Source organism: Nocardioides sp. (assembly GCF_030019515.1).
GTDB lineage: Bacteria > Actinomycetota > Actinomycetes > Propionibacteriales > Nocardioidaceae > Nocardioides.
The window spans coordinates 191,033-206,867 of record NZ_JASEEQ010000008.1 but is presented as its reverse complement, the minus strand read 5'-3'; the positions used below and the strand labels follow the sequence as shown (position 1 = coordinate 206,867).

Genomic DNA, 15,835 nt, shown 5'->3' with positions numbered 1-15,835 from the left:
TGCCTTCACGTGTTCGGGGAAGAGAACTCCTCGACGGTAACGTGCCCGGATCAGACTTTGAGGTATTTGCGCGTCAGCACGAGTGTCGGAAGCAGCGTCAGGATCGGGCCGAGCACCGCGACCCAGATCGCGGCGACGGTGAACTCTCCGGCCCCGATCCACGGGATGAACCCCACCAGGTCCTCCAGCCGCCCGTGCACGGCGAACCACATGAAGGCGCCGAGGGTGCCGATGGACACGCCGACGGCGATCGCCGCGGTCACCAGTGACTCCATGATGAACGGCAGCGCGATGTAGAGCGTCGACGCGCCGACCAGGCGCATGATGCCGATCTCGCGGCGCCGCGCGAAGGCCGCGAGCCGGATCGTGTTCGCCACCAGGAGCAGCGCCGCCAGCACCAGGAACGCGGCGATCCAGAACGCGCCCCACTGCATCACGCGCAGGCCCTGCAGGACCGGGCCGACGATCTGGCGCTGGTCGCGGACGTTCGAGACGCCGTCGAGGCCGACGATCGCGCTCTCGATGCCGGCGTACTCGTCGGGGTCCTTGAGCGTGATCCAGACCGACTCCGGCATGTCGTCGGCGGTCGCGGCCGGGTTCGGCCCCTCGAACTTCTCGGTGCCGAGGAGGTCCTTGATCTTCGCGAACGCCTCCGCCTTCGTCTCGAAGCGGTAGCCATCGACCTCCGGGTTCTCCTCGATGACCTTGGTGATCCGGTCCTTCTGCGCGTCGGTGACCTCGCTGGCGCAGGCCGGGTTGTCGTCGCGCGCCTTGCACAGGAACGCCGTGATCTGCAGCTCCGAGCCCCACTGGTCGGCGGCCTTGGTGGCCTGCTGGTTGAGCAGCACCCCCAGCCCCACGAGCGTGAGGGACACGAACAGGGTCAGGATCACCGCCAGGTGCATCGACAGGTTGCGGCGCAGGCCCTGGCCGAGCTCGGAGAAGACGTAGCGAAGCTGCATGTGGGAGTGGAGGTCCTCGTTCGGTGGTCGGTGCTCGGGAAGGTGATCGGGGTCAGTGCTGGAAGCCGTAGATGCCCTGCGCCTGGTCGCGCACGACCCGGCCGTCGTCGAGCTCGATGACGCGCTTGCGCATCTGGTCGACGATCCCGGCGTCGTGGGTGGCCATCAGGACGGTGGTGCCGGTGCGGTTGATCCGGTCCAGCAGCTTCATGATGCCGACCGAGGTGGTCGGGTCGAGGTTGCCGGTCGGCTCGTCGGCGATCAGGATCATCGGCCGGTTCACGAACGCCCGGGCGATCGCGACCCGCTGCTGCTCGCCGCCCGAGAGCTCGTCCGGCATCCGGTCGCCCTTGCCGTCGAGGCCGACCAGCTCCAGGGTCTCGGGCACGAGCCGGCTGATCTCCGAGCGCGAGCGGCCGATCACCTGGAGCGCGAACGCGACGTTCTCGGCGACGGTCTTGTTGGGCAGCAGCCGGAAGTCCTGGAAGACGGTGCCGATCTGGCGGCGCATCCGCGGCACCTTCCAGCTGGCGAGCCGGTTGATCTCCTTGCCGGCGACGTAGATCCGGCCCGAGGTGGCGCGGTACTCGCGCAGCACCAGCCGCAGGAAGGTCGACTTGCCGGAGCCCGAGGTGCCGACCAGGAAGACGAACTCGCCCTTGTCGACGTCGACCGAGACCTGGTCGAGCGCGGGGCTCGCCTGGCCTGGGTAGGTCTTGACCACCTTCTCGAACCGGATCACGGGAGTCGAGCGTAGACCCTGGACCTAACGAGTCCCGGGACGCGTGTCCCAGGGTCGTAGGTTGTCCCCGTGCCTCATCTGCGCGCTCAGACGCCGGTCCCGCTCGCGGGGCCGCTGCCGGTCCGGCTGCCGGTCCGACTGCCGGGCCTGCTGGCCGGCCTGCTCGCCGGCCTCCTGGCGCTCACGACCGCCTGCGAGGGCGAAGCGCCGAAGCCCGCCCCGGCGCCGGCCTCCAGCACCCCGTTGGGGGAGGTGGCGACCGACACGGTCACGGTGGCCCGCGACGACTTCTGCGCCCGGGTGGCTCCGGCCGCGGTCGAGGAGGCGCTCGGCGCGACTCCCGGCGATGCCACCGCGTGGGCCAACGGCGAGCGCGCCGCGCTCACCCCCGACCTGACCGACGTCGCCCACGAGTACGGCTGCCGGTGGGCCGCGGACGGTACGGCGCTCCGCGCCTGGGTGTTCGCCCCGCCGGTGCCCGCCGGCCAGGCCGAGGACCTGCGGCGCGCGGCCACGCGGGCCGAGGGCTGCGAGCCGATCGCCGACGCGCCCCGCTTCGGGTCCCTCGGGGTGGCGGTGCGGTGCGCGGGCGGCACCGGCGGCTCGGGGGTGGTCACGGCGTTCCACGGGCTGTTCGGCGACGCCTGGCTCTCCTGCTCGGTGGAGACGTCCGGGTCCGTGCCGGTGCCACCCGCCGAGGCGCTGGACCGCGCCGGCCGCTGGTGCGCGACGGTCCTGCAGGCGGCGGCCGCCTGAGCCCTCGTCGTACCGACCCGGGCCGGCTCAGGTCGTGGACGTGGCCCGCTCGTGGCGGACCGGGCAGCCCGCGACGCCGGGCACCGGGAAGGTGCCGAGCTCCTCGATCCGGTAGCCGTCGGGGTAGCTGCGGATCCAGGAGATGTCCTCGATCCGCTTCGGCGAGCGCCGGGCCGGGAAGGCGCGCAGCGCCAGGCCCCGGGCCCGCAGCGCGGCGCGGCTGGCGCGCTGGACGGCCACCGGCGGCGCGCCGTACCGGAACGCCTCGCGCAGCGGCTGGTCCATCAGCGCGCGGGCGAACAGCCGGGCCGGCCGGCGCACCGGTGGGGCGTAGAACGTCTGCATCAGCGCCAGCGTCGCGTCGGCGACCCGCCGGGCGCCCTCGTCGTACGCGAAGTGCTCGGCCTCGTAGGAGTCCATCAGCTCCTCGAACCCGGCGTAGGTCTCCGGCACGTCACGGATGTTCATGTGCCGCCCGAGCGTGCGGAAGTACCGCACCGACGCCTCGAGCTCGGTCGGCGTCAGCGGGCGCTTGCCGTAGTCGTCGAGCCAGCGCTTCGGGACGACCACGAACGTCGAGAGGACGTAGCGGAACTCGTGGTCGGGGATGTCGTAGGCACGATGCATGGTGTTGATCCGGCGGATCGCGGCCCGCGACTCCGGGTGCTCGAAGCCCAGCCGGGTCGGCGGCTCGAGCAGCAGCGCGGTGTCGTCGTACCGCTTCTGCACCTGCTCGGTGAACGCCCCGGTCTCCTCGAGCAGCCGACCGATGCCGGGCACGGCGTAGGTGCGGAACAGCGCGAAGCTGAGCGCCTGGTTCATGTCCCAGGGGAACTCGTACATCACGACGTTGCGGTAGATCTCGACGAAGTCGGTCTCCGGGTCGAGCGAGTCGTTGCGCCTCTTCCAGTGGTCACGCCGCATGGGCCGACCCTAGAACAGGTTCTGACAATCCGGCAGCGGCCGCGCACCTGACATATCTGTCCCGGATCTGGCGATCTCGCGACAGATCCGTCAGGTGCGACGCGGACCTCAGTTGGCGGCGGCCTTCTCGGCGCCGCGGCGCCACCGGATGCCGGCCTCGATGAAGTCGTCCACGTCGCCGTCGAAGACCGACTGGGGGTTGCCGACCTCGTAGCCGGTGCGCAGGTCCTTGACCATCTGGTACGGGTTCAGCACGTAGTTGCGCATCTGGTCGCCCCAGGCCGCGGCGACGTCGCCCTTCAGGTCCTTCTTGAGCGCGGCCTCCTCGGCCTTCTTCTTGGCCAGCAGCTTGGCCTTGAGGACCACCATGGCCGAGGCCTTGTTCTGCAGCTGGGACTTCTCGTTCTGGCAGCTGACCACGATGCCGGTCGGGAGGTGGGTCAGGCGGACGGCGGAGTCGGTGGTGTTGACCGACTGGCCGCCGGGGCCGCCGGAGCGGAAGACGTCGGTGCGGACGTCGTTCTCGTCGATCTCGATCTCGTCGGTCTGCTCGAGCACCGGCACCACCTCGACGGCGGCGAACGACGTCTGGCGGCGGCCCTGGTTGTCGAACGGGCTGATCCGGACCAGGCGGTGGGTGCCCGCCTCGACGGACAGGGTGCCGTAGGCGTACGGCGCGTGGATCGCGAACTCGGCCGACTTGATGCCGGCCTCCTCGGCGTAGGAGACGTCGTAGACCTCGACGGGGTACTTGTGCTGCTCGGCCCAGCGCGTGTACATCCGCATCAGCATCTCGGCGAAGTCGGCCGCGTCGACGCCGCCGGCGCCCGAGCGGATCGACACGATCGCCTCGCGGGCGTCGTACTCGCCGGAGAGCAGGGTGCGCACCTCGAGGCCCTCGACGGACTTCTTCAGGCGGGCCAGCTCGGCGTCGACGTCGGCCAGCGCGTCGGCGTCGCCCTCCTCCTGGGCCATCTCCACCATGATCGCGAGGTCCTCGATCCGGTCGTGCAGGCCCGTGAAGCGGTCCAGCTCGCCCTGGAGCGCGGAGAGCCGGCCGGTCACCCGGGTCGCGTTGGCCTGGTCGTCCCAGAGGTCGGGTGCGGCGACCTGTTCGCCGAGGTCGGCGATCTCGACGCGCATCGCCCCCAGGTCGAGCACCTGCTCGATGGTGTGCATCGTCGCCTGGAGCTGCTTGATCTCTGTGTCGTAGTCCGGTCCTGCCACAAGGACCAAGGTTACGGTGCGGTGCGGTGCGGGCCTACTCGGCGACCGCGACGGACAGCGGGAGCTCGGCCCAGACCCGCTTCCCGGTGCCCGCGGCCTCCATCCCCCACGACGCCGCCAGGGCGCCGACCAGGTGCAGGCCGCGGCCGTGCTCCTCGGTCTCGGTGAGCGGCTGCGGCTCCGGCGTACCGACACCGGCGTCGGCGACCTCGATCCGCAGGGCCCGGTCGCTGACGGAGAGCCGGAGCCGGTAGGAGGAGCGGGCGTGGGTCAGCGCGTTGGCGGCCAGCTCGCTGGTCACCAGCAGCGCGTCGTCGACCGGGCCGTCGACCCCCCACTCGGCCAGCTTGTCGCGGACGAAGCGCCGGGCGACGCTGACGCTGCGCAGGTCGTCCGGGAGGTCGATCGTGGCCCGGGTGTCCGCGCTGCCGCCCACCGACTCCAGCAGGTCGATGAGGTAGCCGAGGTCCGCGTCCTTGAGGACGAACCCCTCGGTGTGGGCGCGGATCCAGGCACGGTCGGCGGTCTCCAGCCCGGAGAACACGACGACCTTGGATACCGGCGAGGCCTCGCGCACGCGGGTGAGGACCTCGCGCCCGGCGATGTCGGGCAGGCCGAGGTCGAGAACGACGACGTCGGGACGCAGCTGTCCGGCGAGCCGAACGGCCCCGATACCGTCCGCCGCCTCACCCACCACCTCGAAACCGCCCCGGAAACGGAGCGAGGTGCGGACCAGCCGGCGTACCTCAACGACATCGTCCACCAGGAGGACGCGGATGGGCACGGTGGAAGCGTAGGCGCTCGAGCCGCCCGTGGCACGCACCCGGGACCGGTCCGCGCCGCGCGTCGCCGGGTGCGTCGACCCCCGTTCAGCGGACCGCATCGGCGCCCGCCCGGGGCAGGGTGAGCACGAACGACCCCCCGGCGGACCCGCCTCCGCCGTCGGGACGGTACGCCGCGTCCCCGTCGTGGGAGCGGGCCAGCTGGCGCACGATGTAGAGCCCGAGCCCCGTCCCACCGCCGCTGCGGCCGGTCGCGAACCGGCCGAAGAGCCGCTCGCGCATCTCCTCGCTGACCCCCGGCCCGGCGTCGCGGACCTCGATCTCGACGGTGCCCGGGTCGGCCTCGGCGGCCCGGGCCGAGACCTGGACGGGCGGGCTCCCGTGGCGCAGCGCGTTGGCGACCAGGTTGTCGACCGCCTGCCCGAGCCGGTCGCGGTCGCCCTCGACCAGCAGCCCGGGCTCGGCGGTGGCCTCGACCTCCGCGCCGGGGTGGGCGCGGCGGGCGGCCGCGGCTGCGGCGGCGACGAGGGCGCCGACGTCGAGGGTCTCGACCTCGAGCTCGAGCGCACTGGCCTGCAGGCGGGAGGCGGTCAGCAGGTCGGCGAGCAGCCGCCGCAGCCGGGCGGCGCTCGAGCCCATGCCCGCGAGCAGCTCGCGCCGCTCCTCGGCGTCGAGCTCCGCCGCATGCTCGGCCAGCATCTCGGCGGTGCCGGCGAGGACGCCCACCGGGGTGCGCAGCTCGTGTGCGGTCACGGCCAGGAAGTGGGCCTGGTCCTCGGCCGCCTGCTGGAGCTGGGCGTTCGCCTCGGCGAGCGCCCCGGCGGCCGCCTCGGCGTTCTCGAGCATCACCCGCCGCTCGGTCGTGTCCCGGGTGATCTTCGCGAAGCCGATGTGTCGGCCGGCCTGGTCGTGGACGGCGGTGATCAGCACGTTGGCCCAGAACCGGCCACCGTCCTTGCGGACCCGCCACCCCTCCTCCTCGTAGTGGCCGTCGCGCAGCGCGAGCTCGAGCTCGTGCTCGGGGTGCCGGGATTCCTGCAGCTCGGGCGGGTAGAACGTGCGGAAGTGCCGGCCGACGATCTCGCTCTCGGTGTAGCCCTTGATCCGCTGGGCACCCGCGTTCCAGCTCTCCACGAGCCCCTCGGGCGAGAGCATGAAGATGGCGTAGTCCTCGACGTTCTCGACCAGCAGCCGGAACCGGGTCTCGCTGCGGCGCAGCTCCTCCTCGGCCTGGCGCTGCGCAGTGACGTCCTGCACCTGCCAGAACAGGTAGAGGGGCCGCTCGCCGCTGTCGAGCACCGGGGCGACCGTCGCCAGCACCCGGCGCGGCGGGGTCACGCCGGTGACGTCGTGCTCGATCTGCACGACCCGGCTGCGGCCGTCGAGGATCTCGGCGAGGGCGTCGTCCACGAGGTCGGCGCGACCTGCGGTGAGGTCGGCGTACGGCAGCCCGACCAGGCCGTCGGCGTCGCGGCCCAGGAGGGCGGCCAGTGCGCCGTTGGCGCGGACCACCTGACCGGCCAGGGTCACCGTGGCCATCCCGATGGCCGCGTCGTCGAAGACCTCGCGGAACCGCTCCTGGTGCTCGCGCAGGACGGTGCGGTCCTCCTCCCCGGGCGCCGGGGCCTCGGGGTCGGCGTCCAGCAGGGCCAGCAACCGGTCCACGAGGACGTCCAGCGGGGTGGACTTCTCCAGGAACGCGGCGGCCCCCAGCTCGATGGCCCGGTGGGCCAGGCCGTCCTCGGAGAACCCGCTGTACATCGCGACCCGGGTTCCCGGCGAGGCCTCGAGGACCTGGGGCAACGCGACCAGGCCGTCCATCTGCGGCATCGACACGTCGAGCAGCAGCAGGTCCGGCCGGTGCCGGCGTACCGCCTCGACCGCCTCGACGCCCGTCGCGCCCTCGCCGACGACGTCGAGTCGCCCGGAGACCCGCAGCCGGCTGCGCACCAGCGCGCGGACGTCGGCGGCGTCGTCGACGATCACGATCGTCGGACGCCGAGCCGATCCACCCGGATCCTGGCCCACCTCGTCCCCTACCACCCCGGACACCAGGGGAACCTAACCCAACGGGTGCCCCGGTGTCGCGGCCCGGCGGTCGGGTTCTGCGGGGTTCTGCAGGTTTGTGCAGCGCACGGAGATGAGGCACCGTTCCGGTCCGCGCCGGCTGCGGGGGTGGAACCGTGGCGCCCAGGCGCTGCTCGGGCGGCGCCACCCGTCTCTCTTCAAGTCCGCCGACCAGCTCTTCGGGGAGCCCACCATGATCATCGAGGTCCGTCCGACCCCCGCCCTGCGGCGCTACGGCGCGCGCATCGCGGGCGCGATCGCGGGCCTCGGGCTGCTGGCGGTCGTACTGGTGTCGGCCGCCGAGCTGGCCAGCACCACCGACCCGCCCCCGGGCAACGTCACGGTGAGCGACCCGGCCCAGCGCTGATCGGCCCCGCGCGGCCCCGCGCGGCACTGCCGGCGGGTCAGCGGGCCTTGCGGCCGAACACCTGCGCGACGTACCAGGTGCCGCCGGCCCGGCGCGCGCCGATGCCCATCAGCCGGTAGCCCCGCTTCAGGATGTTGGCGCGGTGGCCCGTGGACTTCATCCAGCCGTCGAGGACCACGGAGCGGCCGGTGGGGTAGCCGTAGGCGACATTCTCCCCCGCGAGCGAGAGGTGGCAGTCCTTGGCCACCCGGGCGAGGTCCTGGTGGAACATCCGCTCCTGGCGGGCCATCTTGCGCGCCTGGCGCACGGCCCACTTCTGCACGCAGGCGTGGTGCCGGAGCGGGACCCGCGCGTGCTGCAGCCGCTGGACGTTGGTCACGGTGAACGCCTCGGCCTGGTACTCCAGCGCCGCCAGCTGCGCGTGGGCGGGCGGGGCGAGGGTGACGGCCGCGGCGAGGGTGCCGGCGGTCATCGTCACGCTCGCGACGCAGGCCACCAGGGCGGTGCGGATCGAGCGGCGTCGGTCGGTCATGCATCACTCCCGGATCATGGGCTAGACCGTCTGGGCCAATCCCCACGGTAAACCCACCCGATGGGGTGATGTCGAATTACCGTCCGCGAATGCCCCCACGCCGCCGGCTCGCGCTCGCCCTCCCGCTCGTGCTCGCCCTGGTGGCCGCCCTCGGGCTCGGCGTCGCCGACGCGAGCGGTCCGGCGAACGACCCAGCGAGCGGTCCGGCGAACGACCCAGCGAGCGGTCCGGCGAACGGTCCCGCCACGGGCTCGGCGAGCGTGCCCGCAGGCCGGGCCGCGGTCGTGACGACCGACGACCTGCCGGCGGGTGCGATCGTGGCCGACGAGCGGATCGAGCAGCTGGTGCGCGCCGGTGACCGGGTCTACGCCCACGGCTGGTTCTCCACCGTCGGTCGGTACGCCGGGCCCGGCGCCGTGCTCGACGCCGCCACGGGATCCGGCGTCGCGAGCCCGGCGATCGCCGACGGCCAGGTCTCGGTCGCGCTCGCCGACGGGTCGGGCGGCTGGTACCTCGGCGGTGACTTCACCCGGATCGGCGGCCACCCGGCCGGCGGGCTGGCGCACGTGCTCGCGGACGGCAGCCTCGACACCGGCTTCCTCCCGGTCGCCGACGGCCTGGTCAGCGCGCTGGCGCTCGGCGGCGACACCCTCTACGTCGGCGGGTTGTTCGAGGCCGTCGAGGGGGTGGCCCGCCACCACCTGGCGGCCGTCGCCACCGACGACGGCGCCGTGTCCGACTTCGACGCGCCCCAGGACCGGCGGGTCACCGAGCTGGTGCTCGCCCCGGCGGCGGGCGACCGCTCGGCGCGGCTGTTCGTCGCCGCGGGGAGCGTCTCCGCGGTGGACCCGGTCACCGGCGGGCCGGTGGCCGGCTTCGACGCCGTCGCCGAGGAGCCGGTCCGGGCGATGACGCTGGGCGGCGACCGGCTCTACGTCGGCGGCGACGGCCTGGTCGCCCTCGACGCGTCCACCGGGGCGGCCGACCCGGGCTTCGACCCCGGACTCGGGGCGGGCCCGCCCTCGGACCGCCGGGTGCACGCGCTGCTCTACACCGGGGACACCCTCTACGTGGGCGGCGACCTGGCCGCGGGCCGCCTGGTCGCGCTGGACCCCGCCACGGGTGCCGCCGACCCCGGGTTCGCTCCGGCGATCCCGGCGCGACGCAACGCGGTCGGCGTGGCCGCGGGCGTCTACGACCTCGCGATCGACGGCGACCGGCTCTGGGCCGCGGGCAGCTTCACCTCGGTGGCCGGCGAGCCCGTGGGCGGCCTGGCCGTGCTGGACGCCGACACGGGCGCGCCGACCGGCCCCGCGGTGCCGTCGTACGACCTGCAGGTCAACGCGGTCGAGCTCTCCGGGGGCAAGGCGTACGTCGGCGGGCACTTCTACATGACCGACTTCGTGCGCACCGGGGGCATCGCCGCGCTCGACGCCGAGACGCTGGCGCCGGTACCGGGCTTCGCGGTCGGGCGGCGCGCGTACGGCGACCTGGTGCCGGGCGACGGAGTGCTGTTCGTCGCCAACACCCACTTCATGGGCTACGACCCCTCGCGCGCGGCGGCGGCGAGCCACCACTTCTACTCCCACTACACCTGGCCGGTGCGGGCTCTCGACGCCGAGACCGGGGCGGCGCTGCCCGGGAGGTCGCTGCGGGTGCGCGACCTCACCGGCGTCACCACGATCGGCGACCGGCTCTACGTCGCCCGCCGGTTGGAGAGCGACGTCCGGTTCCCGCGCAACCAGGTCGACGTGTACGGCCCGACGGGCAAGCGGGTCGCGTCGTACCGGCTGCCGCTGCGCGGCTACGTCACCGAGCTCGGCAGCGTGGGCGGGGACCTGGTCGCCGCCGGCAGCTTCAAGGCCGACCCGGCCCGCGACACCGCGATCCTCCGGGTGGACGCGACCACCGGCAAGCGCCGCGGCTGGTTCGACCCCAAGATCGACGGCCCGGTCTACGACATCGCGGGCGACGGCGACTCGCTGTACGCCGCCGGCCTCTTCACCCGGGTCTACCAGGGCTCGGACTTCGCCAGCCCGGGCCTGGCGCTGCTCGACGCCCGGTCGCGCCGCGACCCGGCCTTCGCCCCGGAGCCGTTCACCGGCAACCGGGTGCTGCTGCGGGTCACGCCGCTCGGCAGCCTGCTCCGGGTCGACGGCGCCTCGCACCGTTTCATCGACGCCACGACCGGTGCGGTCGCCCCCGACCCCACCGACGGCTGGGGCAGCCGCCTGTGGTCGATCACCGGGTCCGACACTCCCGGCGGGCTGGCGTTCACCTCGTGGATCGAGCCCAACCTCGGCGGCCGCGACCCCTACCGCCTGGGGTTCGTGGCCTCGGCCGGCTGAGGCGCCCCCGCGGCGTTCCCCCCTTCTCCACAGGCCACCCGGCGGGGCAGTTCGGAAGCGCTCCGGCGCGGCGACACGCCGCCGAGGGGCGGACTGCCCCCCGTTGTGGCCCCGGGCGGCTCACCGCTCCGCGACGACGACGGCCGACCCGGACGCACCGATGGTGGCGGTCTCGGGCGAGCCGGGCACGGTGAGCGGCAGGTCCAGCGGCGCGCGCACGTGCACCGTCACGCTCGAGGTGGCGCGGTCGACGTGGACGGCGAAGCTCAGCCCGGGATAGGACGCGTACGCGCCGGAGGAGACCAGGTAGTCGTGGACCGACGCCCGGACCGCGCCGGCCGTCAGCTCCAGCCGGTCGGCCGGCACTCCCCCGGCGTAGACCTCGCGCCCGGTCGCGCCCAGGTCGGCCCCGCGCAGCGCCGCACCGTCGGCGACGGTGTCCAGGCCCTGGCGCTGGAGGTACGCCGCGGACGCGTCGACGACCAGCGCGACGCCCATCGCCAGCACGAACGCGAAGCCGACGATCATCAGCGTGGCCTGGCCGGCCTCCGTGCGGTCACGGCGTCCGTCATGGCGCGGCACGGCCGACCTCCTGGAACTGCCCGATCGGCACCGCGTGCGTGGCGTCCAGCGCGAAGCTCGGCGCCCCGCCCCCGAAGAAGGCGGGCAGCAGGGGCAGATCCACCCGCGAGGACACCACCACCGTGATCACCGACGTGCCGGCGTGGCAGTCGTGCGGGTACGGCGAGCAGGTGATCCGCACGTCGAGCGGAACGCCGTGCACGCCCTGGTCGGCGAGGGCCTGCCGGGCCACCGCCCGGGCGCGGGCGTAGCCCTCCGCGTCGGTCGGCGCGAGCGCGTAGGCACGCCCCGCGGCGCGGGCGGCGCCGCTGACCGCGAAGGCACCGCGCTGCACCTCGAACACCGAGACGACGATCCACACCAGCGGCACCAGGAGCAGGATGCCGAGCCAGGTCAGCTCGACCAGGGCACTGCCGTCCTCGCCCCGGCGCCGGGCGAGCCGCCGGGTCACGGTCGTTGCTCCTCGACGGCGTGCCCGGTCACGGTCAGGGAGATGCCGGGCCCGCCGAGGCCCAGCGCCGGCACGGTGGCGTGGACGACCACCTCCACGCCCGGTGCGCCGTCGACGGTCGCGGGGTGGGCCGAGACGTCGCGCGCGAAGCGACCCGAGATCGCGCCGTCGATCTGCCGGCGGGTGCGGGCCACGCCGTCGGCCGGCCCCCGGTCCAGGGTGGCGGCGTACCGCGCCCCCTCGGACGCCGCCGAGGCCAGGGTGTTGCGCACCAGGAGCACCAGGGCCACCTGGAGGATGCCGAGGAAGATCGGGACCAGTACGACGAGCACGAGCACGAAGTCCACGACCGCGGAGCCGCGCCGGTCGCGACGAGGCACTACTTCACCTGGTTGAGCGCCGAGTCGAGCATCGACTTCAGCTGCGGCTGGGCGACGGCGGTGATCGCGACCACGAGGCCGGCGGTCATCACCGTGATCATCACCCAGCCGGGCACGTCGCCGCGCTCGTCGCGGACCCGAGGCGCTCCGAGCACCAGGCCGAGCGCCAGGGAGAGCCGAGTGATCGCGAGCGAGATGTGTTCCATGGTTCTTCCGTTCTCCGAAGGGCGTCGAGGGTCTGGGTGATCAGGGGGCGATCAGGGGGTGGTCAGGTGCAGCCCGACGACGCCGGGCCAGAAGGCGAAGAGCACGGTGATGGGCAGGACCAGGAACACGACCGGCACCATCATGAAGACCTCCTTGCGGGCGGCGGTCTCGATCAGCTCCCGGCGCCCGGCCTCGCGGACGTCGGCGGCCTGGGCGTGCAGCACGTCGGCGAGCGGCGTGCCCCGCTCCACCGCGACCGCGATGCCCTGGGCGAACCGGGCCACCAGCGGGAGGCCGGTCGCCGACGCCATCGCGTCGAACGCCGCCGCCACCGGCTCGCCGGTGCGGATCTCGGCCAGGACCCGGCCCAGGTCGGCGGAGAGCTCGCCGCCGCTGCGGCGTACGACGCGGTCCAGGGCGGCGACCGGCCCCTCTCCGGCGGCGACCGCGAGCGCGAGCAGCTCGGCCACGGTCGGGAACTCCGCCAGGATCCGGCGCTCGCGGTTGCGCACCTGGCTGGTCAGGTAGGTGTCCCGGGCCAGCACGCCGACGACGAACGCCACCCCGCAGGCCAGCAGCGACGACACCGCGGACCCGGGCTGGGTGAGCATCCGCAACACGCCCCACGCCGCGGCGATGGCGAAGCCGACGACGCCCCAGAGGACCTGCTCGATGCGGAGCTCGTGGACGGTCTTGTCGAGGGCGGCGCGCTGCAGCCGACGGCGTACGGACGTGGCACCACCGAGGACCCGCTCGACGGCGTCGGCGGCCGAGCGCAGCACCGGCCCGAACACACCGGCGGCCGCGGAGGTCGGCGAGGACGAGGCGACCCGCAGCTGCGGCGTGCGGCCGACCTGCGGGAGGTCGCGGACGTAGGGCAGCACCCGCACCGCGAGCTGGGGTCGACGGATCACCCGCACCCGCGCCGCCACGAGCAGCAGTCCGGCGCCGACCGTGGCGCCCAGCAGCGCACCCCACACCGCGGGTGTCATGACAGGATCCGCCGCTCGATGGGGAGCCGCCCGATGCGCATCATCAGGCGGTAGGCGACCACGCAGGCACCCGCGCCGACGGCGAGCACCAGGACGCCGCCGGGTGAGGCGTAGCGGTGGATCACCTCGGACTGGAAGGACATGAACAGCAGGACCAGCCACGGGGACGCCACGGCCAGGCGAGCGCCGTTGACCGTCCACGCCTGGCGCGCCTCCATCTCGGAGCGGGTGCGGGCGTCGTCGCGCAGGTACGACGAGAGGTCGCGCAGCAGCCGGCCGAGCTCGCCGCCACCGACTTCGCGGGCGACCCGCAGACCTTCCACGACCCGGTCGCCGACCGGGTCGGCGAGGCGCTCCTTGAGCCGGTCCAGGCACTCACCGAACCGGCCGGTCACCTGGTAGTCGAGGGCGAACTGGTCGAAGGCGTCGCGCAGCGGCTCGGGTCCACGGGTGCCGAGAGCGGTGAGCGCGTCGGGCAGCGACATCCCCGCGCGCACCGCGGAGGTGAGGTTGTCGACCGCCTCGGGCCACACCTCGGCGAGCTCTCGCTGGCGGCGCCGGGCGCGACCCGAGACGATCGCGACCGGCGCCCAGGCCCCCATCAGCCCGAACGTGACCGCGACCGGCGGGGTGCCGGAGACCGCCTGCAGGACGACCGCGGTGACCGCAGCGCACACGGCACAGAGCACGACGAAGCCGGTGACCGAGACCTGTCCGAGTCCGGCCCGGGCCAGCAGCTCGCCGGCCCGGCCGCCGCGCGCGGGCGTCGCGCGGGTGCCCCGCGGCAGTGCGAACGCGCTCCAGACGAGCATCAGCCCGACGCCGACCCCGAGCCCGACGAGCGCGCCCATCACGCCCCCTCGGCCAGCATCCGGTGGACGTCGATGCCGAGCCGTTCGTAGCGCTCGGGGTGCGGGGGCATCCCGCCGGTGCGCCGCAGGTCGGCCCCGCGGCGCTCGAAGACGGGCTCGACCTCGATCACGTCGCTCTCGACCCGGCCCGGCACGCCGACGATCTCGTTGACCCGGCGTACGCCGTGCTCGTCGACGCCGAGGTGGACGACCAGGTCGACGCTCGCCGCCACGGTCGGCACCACGAACCGCGCCGAGATGTTCTCCCCGGCGAGCAGCGGCAGCGTGCACATCTTCACCAGCGCCTCCCGGGCGCTGTTGGCGTGGATCGTGCACATGCCCGGGAGCCCGGCGTTGAGGGCGAGCAGCAGGTCCAGACACTCCTCGGCCCGGACCTCGCCGACGATGATCCGGCTCGGCCGCATCCGCAGGCTCTCCTTGACCAGGTCGCGCAGCCGGATCTCGCCGGTGCCCTCGAGACCCGACTGGCGGGTCTGCAGCGGCACCCAGTCGGGGTGCGGGAAGCGCAGCTCGAAGACCTCCTCCGCCGAGACCACCCGGTCACCGCCCGGGATCGCCGCCGCCAGGCAGTTGAGCATCGTGGTCTTGCCGGCCTGGGTGCCGCCGGCGACCAGCACGTTCAGGCCGGCCCGGACCGAGGCCTCGAGGAAGCCGGCCGCGGCCGGCGTGAGGCTGCCGAGCTCGACCAGGTCGCGCAGCCGCGCCGCGCGCAGCACGAACTTGCGGATGTTGACCGCCGAGAAGCCGCGGCTGATCCCCTCCAGGACCACGTGCAGCCGGTGCCCCTCCGGCAGCATCGCGTCCACGAACGGCTGGCTGATGTCGATCCGCCGGCCGCTGCTCTTCAGCATCCGCTCGACCAGCTCCTGCACCTGCGCGGAGGTGAGCACCAGCGTGGTGAGCTCGTGGCGACCGTTGCGGGCCACGAAGACCCGGCTCGGGTCGTTGATCCAGACCTCCTCGACCGTGGGGTCGTCGAGGAACGGCTGGAGCGGCCCGAAGCCGGAGACCCGGGCGACCAGCTCGCCGACCATCGAGTCGACGTCGGGCACCGGCGCGACCGCACCGGTGAGGCTGCGGTCGTCGTGCTCGCGGACCACCGACTCGGCGATCCGCCGGACCAGGTCGGCCTCACGCTGCGGGTCCACGGCCTCGCGGCGCACCACCTCCCGCACGTGCAGGTCGAGCTGCTCGACGAGCTCCTCGTGCGCGTTCGCCGTACGCCGGGCTGCCGGGTGTGTCGACAGGTGTGGCGCCGGGTGCGCCGACGGATGGGTCAGTGACATCGCGTTCCCCGAGATGGTTCCTTGGCGGTGAGTCTTCCTGATCGGCGCCCCCGCCAAACCCGCCGGCGCCGCTGCCTGTGGACAACGACCGGGCCGGGGCCGGGTCCCGCGGGGATGGGTGGTTGCGGTCGGCGGCCGGCCGGCCGGTGGGTCGCCGGACGTCGTACGGACAGAGCGACGGGTGACACCCTCCGCATGACGTCTCGCGCGACCGACGGCGGGTTCCGCGGCCGCTGGGGTCGGCGCGTGCGGACCTCGGGGTGGGCGGTGCTCGTCTCGGTGCCGCCCGCCCTGCTGACGGGCGGGCCGGCGTTCCCGGGTGCGAGGCGCGCCGCCGGCGGCCGTCGCTGCCATCCCT

At 73.9% G+C, this 15,835-nt stretch carries 17 protein-coding genes; 3 read left to right on the top strand and 14 right to left on the bottom strand.

All coding sequences use genetic code 11. The features are described from left to right. Positions 1-50: 50 nt before the first annotated feature. Positions 51-962, bottom strand: coding sequence for a permease-like cell division protein FtsX (ftsX, locus tag QMC84_RS13475; protein ID WP_300375328.1), 912 nt, complete (start codon positions 960-962; stop codon positions 51-53). 52 nt (positions 963-1,014) lie between these two features. Next, complete coding sequence (ftsE, locus tag QMC84_RS13470) at positions 1,015-1,704, bottom strand: cell division ATP-binding protein FtsE (RefSeq protein ID WP_300375327.1); 690 nt, start codon at positions 1,702-1,704, stop codon at positions 1,015-1,017. A gap of 69 nt (positions 1,705-1,773) precedes the next feature. Here ftsE and QMC84_RS13465 point away from each other — a divergent pair, with 69 nt between their 5' ends. Further along, entirely contained in the window at positions 1,774-2,460 is a 687-nt protein-coding gene (locus QMC84_RS13465; RefSeq protein ID WP_300375326.1) for a hypothetical protein, read from the top strand. 27 nt (positions 2,461-2,487) lie between these two features. Here the strand turns inward: QMC84_RS13465 and QMC84_RS13460 are convergent, their stop codons facing one another. From QMC84_RS13460 to QMC84_RS13445, 4 genes are all read right to left on the bottom strand, one after another. Then, on the bottom strand, positions 2,488-3,384 hold the full coding sequence (locus QMC84_RS13460) for an oxygenase MpaB family protein (RefSeq protein ID WP_300375325.1): 897 nt from the start codon (positions 3,382-3,384) through the stop codon (positions 2,488-2,490). A gap of 108 nt (positions 3,385-3,492) precedes the next feature. Beyond that, on the bottom strand, positions 3,493-4,611 hold the full coding sequence (gene prfB / locus QMC84_RS13455) for a peptide chain release factor 2 (protein WP_300375324.1): 1,119 nt from the start codon (positions 4,609-4,611) through the stop codon (positions 3,493-3,495). A gap of 34 nt (positions 4,612-4,645) precedes the next feature. Beyond that, positions 4,646-5,395, bottom strand: coding sequence for a response regulator (locus tag QMC84_RS13450; protein WP_300375323.1), 750 nt, complete (start codon positions 5,393-5,395; stop codon positions 4,646-4,648). A gap of 85 nt (positions 5,396-5,480) precedes the next feature. Further along, positions 5,481-7,445, bottom strand: coding sequence for a PAS domain S-box protein (locus QMC84_RS13445; RefSeq protein ID WP_300375322.1), 1,965 nt, complete (start codon positions 7,443-7,445; stop codon positions 5,481-5,483). Positions 7,446-7,533: 88 nt separating this feature from the next. Between QMC84_RS13445 and QMC84_RS13440 the strand changes: the two genes are divergently transcribed. After that, positions 7,534-7,827, top strand: a complete 294-nt coding sequence (locus QMC84_RS13440) for a hypothetical protein (RefSeq protein ID WP_300375321.1) — start codon at positions 7,534-7,536, stop codon at positions 7,825-7,827. Between the two features lie 37 nt (positions 7,828-7,864). On the opposite strand, the gene QMC84_RS13435 is transcribed toward QMC84_RS13440, so the two are convergent. Further along, the gene (locus QMC84_RS13435; protein ID WP_300375320.1) at positions 7,865-8,359 is read right to left on the bottom strand and encodes a CAP domain-containing protein; all 495 of its coding nucleotides are present in this window, start codon (positions 8,357-8,359) and stop codon (positions 7,865-7,867) included. 89 nt (positions 8,360-8,448) lie between these two features. Here QMC84_RS13435 and QMC84_RS13430 point away from each other — a divergent pair, with 89 nt between their 5' ends. Further along, complete coding sequence (locus tag QMC84_RS13430) at positions 8,449-10,707, top strand: hypothetical protein (RefSeq protein WP_300375319.1); 2,259 nt, start codon at positions 8,449-8,451, stop codon at positions 10,705-10,707. A gap of 120 nt (positions 10,708-10,827) precedes the next feature. On the opposite strand, the gene QMC84_RS13425 is transcribed toward QMC84_RS13430, so the two are convergent. Genes QMC84_RS13425 through QMC84_RS13395 form a run of 7 tightly spaced genes read right to left on the bottom strand, consistent with a single transcriptional unit; the run spans position 10,828 to position 15,477 of the window. Continuing rightward, entirely contained in the window at positions 10,828-11,289 is a 462-nt protein-coding gene (locus QMC84_RS13425) for a pilus assembly protein TadG-related protein (RefSeq protein ID WP_300375318.1), read from the bottom strand. Then, complete coding sequence (locus QMC84_RS13420; RefSeq protein WP_300375317.1) at positions 11,276-11,740, bottom strand: hypothetical protein; 465 nt, start codon at positions 11,738-11,740, stop codon at positions 11,276-11,278. Before QMC84_RS13420 ends, QMC84_RS13425 begins: the two co-directional genes overlap by 14 nt. After that, positions 11,737-12,120: a TadE family protein gene (locus QMC84_RS13415; RefSeq protein ID WP_300375316.1), complete on the bottom strand. Its 384-nt coding sequence runs from the start codon at positions 12,118-12,120 to the stop codon at positions 11,737-11,739. The genes QMC84_RS13420 and QMC84_RS13415 overlap by 4 nt, the downstream gene beginning before the upstream one ends. Then, positions 12,120-12,326 (bottom strand): hypothetical protein, encoded by a 207-nt coding sequence (locus QMC84_RS13410; protein ID WP_300375315.1) that lies wholly within the window; start codon positions 12,324-12,326, stop codon positions 12,120-12,122. Before QMC84_RS13410 ends, QMC84_RS13415 begins: the two co-directional genes overlap by 1 nt. A gap of 51 nt (positions 12,327-12,377) precedes the next feature. Then, the gene (locus tag QMC84_RS13405) at positions 12,378-13,319 is read right to left on the bottom strand and encodes a type II secretion system F family protein (RefSeq protein WP_300375314.1); all 942 of its coding nucleotides are present in this window, start codon (positions 13,317-13,319) and stop codon (positions 12,378-12,380) included. Beyond that, positions 13,316-14,170, bottom strand: a complete 855-nt coding sequence (locus QMC84_RS13400; protein ID WP_300375313.1) for a type II secretion system F family protein — start codon at positions 14,168-14,170, stop codon at positions 13,316-13,318. Before QMC84_RS13400 ends, QMC84_RS13405 begins: the two co-directional genes overlap by 4 nt. Continuing rightward, positions 14,170-15,477 (bottom strand): ATPase, T2SS/T4P/T4SS family, encoded by a 1,308-nt coding sequence (locus tag QMC84_RS13395; RefSeq protein ID WP_300375312.1) that lies wholly within the window; start codon positions 15,475-15,477, stop codon positions 14,170-14,172. The genes QMC84_RS13400 and QMC84_RS13395 overlap by 1 nt, the downstream gene beginning before the upstream one ends. Positions 15,478-15,835: the final 358 nt, after the last annotated feature.

What these genes read in the sequence shown, in the direction of transcription:
- ftsX (WP_300375328.1), bottom strand. Translation starts at nt 962, where the DNA reads ATGCAGCTTCGCTACGTCTTCTCCGAGCTCGGCCAGGGCCTGCGCCGC.
- QMC84_RS13460 (WP_300375325.1), bottom strand. Translation starts at nt 3,384, where the DNA reads ATGCGGCGTGACCACTGGAAGAGGCGCAACGACTCGCTCGACCCGGAG.
- QMC84_RS13440 (WP_300375321.1), top strand. Translation starts at nt 7,534, where the DNA reads ATGAGGCACCGTTCCGGTCCGCGCCGGCTGCGGGGGTGGAACCGTGGC.
- QMC84_RS13435 (WP_300375320.1), bottom strand. Translation starts at nt 8,359, where the DNA reads ATGACCGACCGACGCCGCTCGATCCGCACCGCCCTGGTGGCCTGCGTC.
- QMC84_RS13430 (WP_300375319.1), top strand. Translation starts at nt 8,449, where the DNA reads ATGCCCCCACGCCGCCGGCTCGCGCTCGCCCTCCCGCTCGTGCTCGCC.
- QMC84_RS13410 (WP_300375315.1), bottom strand. Translation starts at nt 12,326, where the DNA reads ATGGAACACATCTCGCTCGCGATCACTCGGCTCTCCCTGGCGCTCGGC.
- QMC84_RS13405 (WP_300375314.1), bottom strand. Translation starts at nt 13,319, where the DNA reads ATGACACCCGCGGTGTGGGGTGCGCTGCTGGGCGCCACGGTCGGCGCC.
- QMC84_RS13400 (WP_300375313.1), bottom strand. Translation starts at nt 14,170, where the DNA reads ATGGGCGCGCTCGTCGGGCTCGGGGTCGGCGTCGGGCTGATGCTCGTC.
- QMC84_RS13395 (WP_300375312.1), bottom strand. Translation starts at nt 15,477, where the DNA reads ATGTCACTGACCCATCCGTCGGCGCACCCGGCGCCACACCTGTCGACA.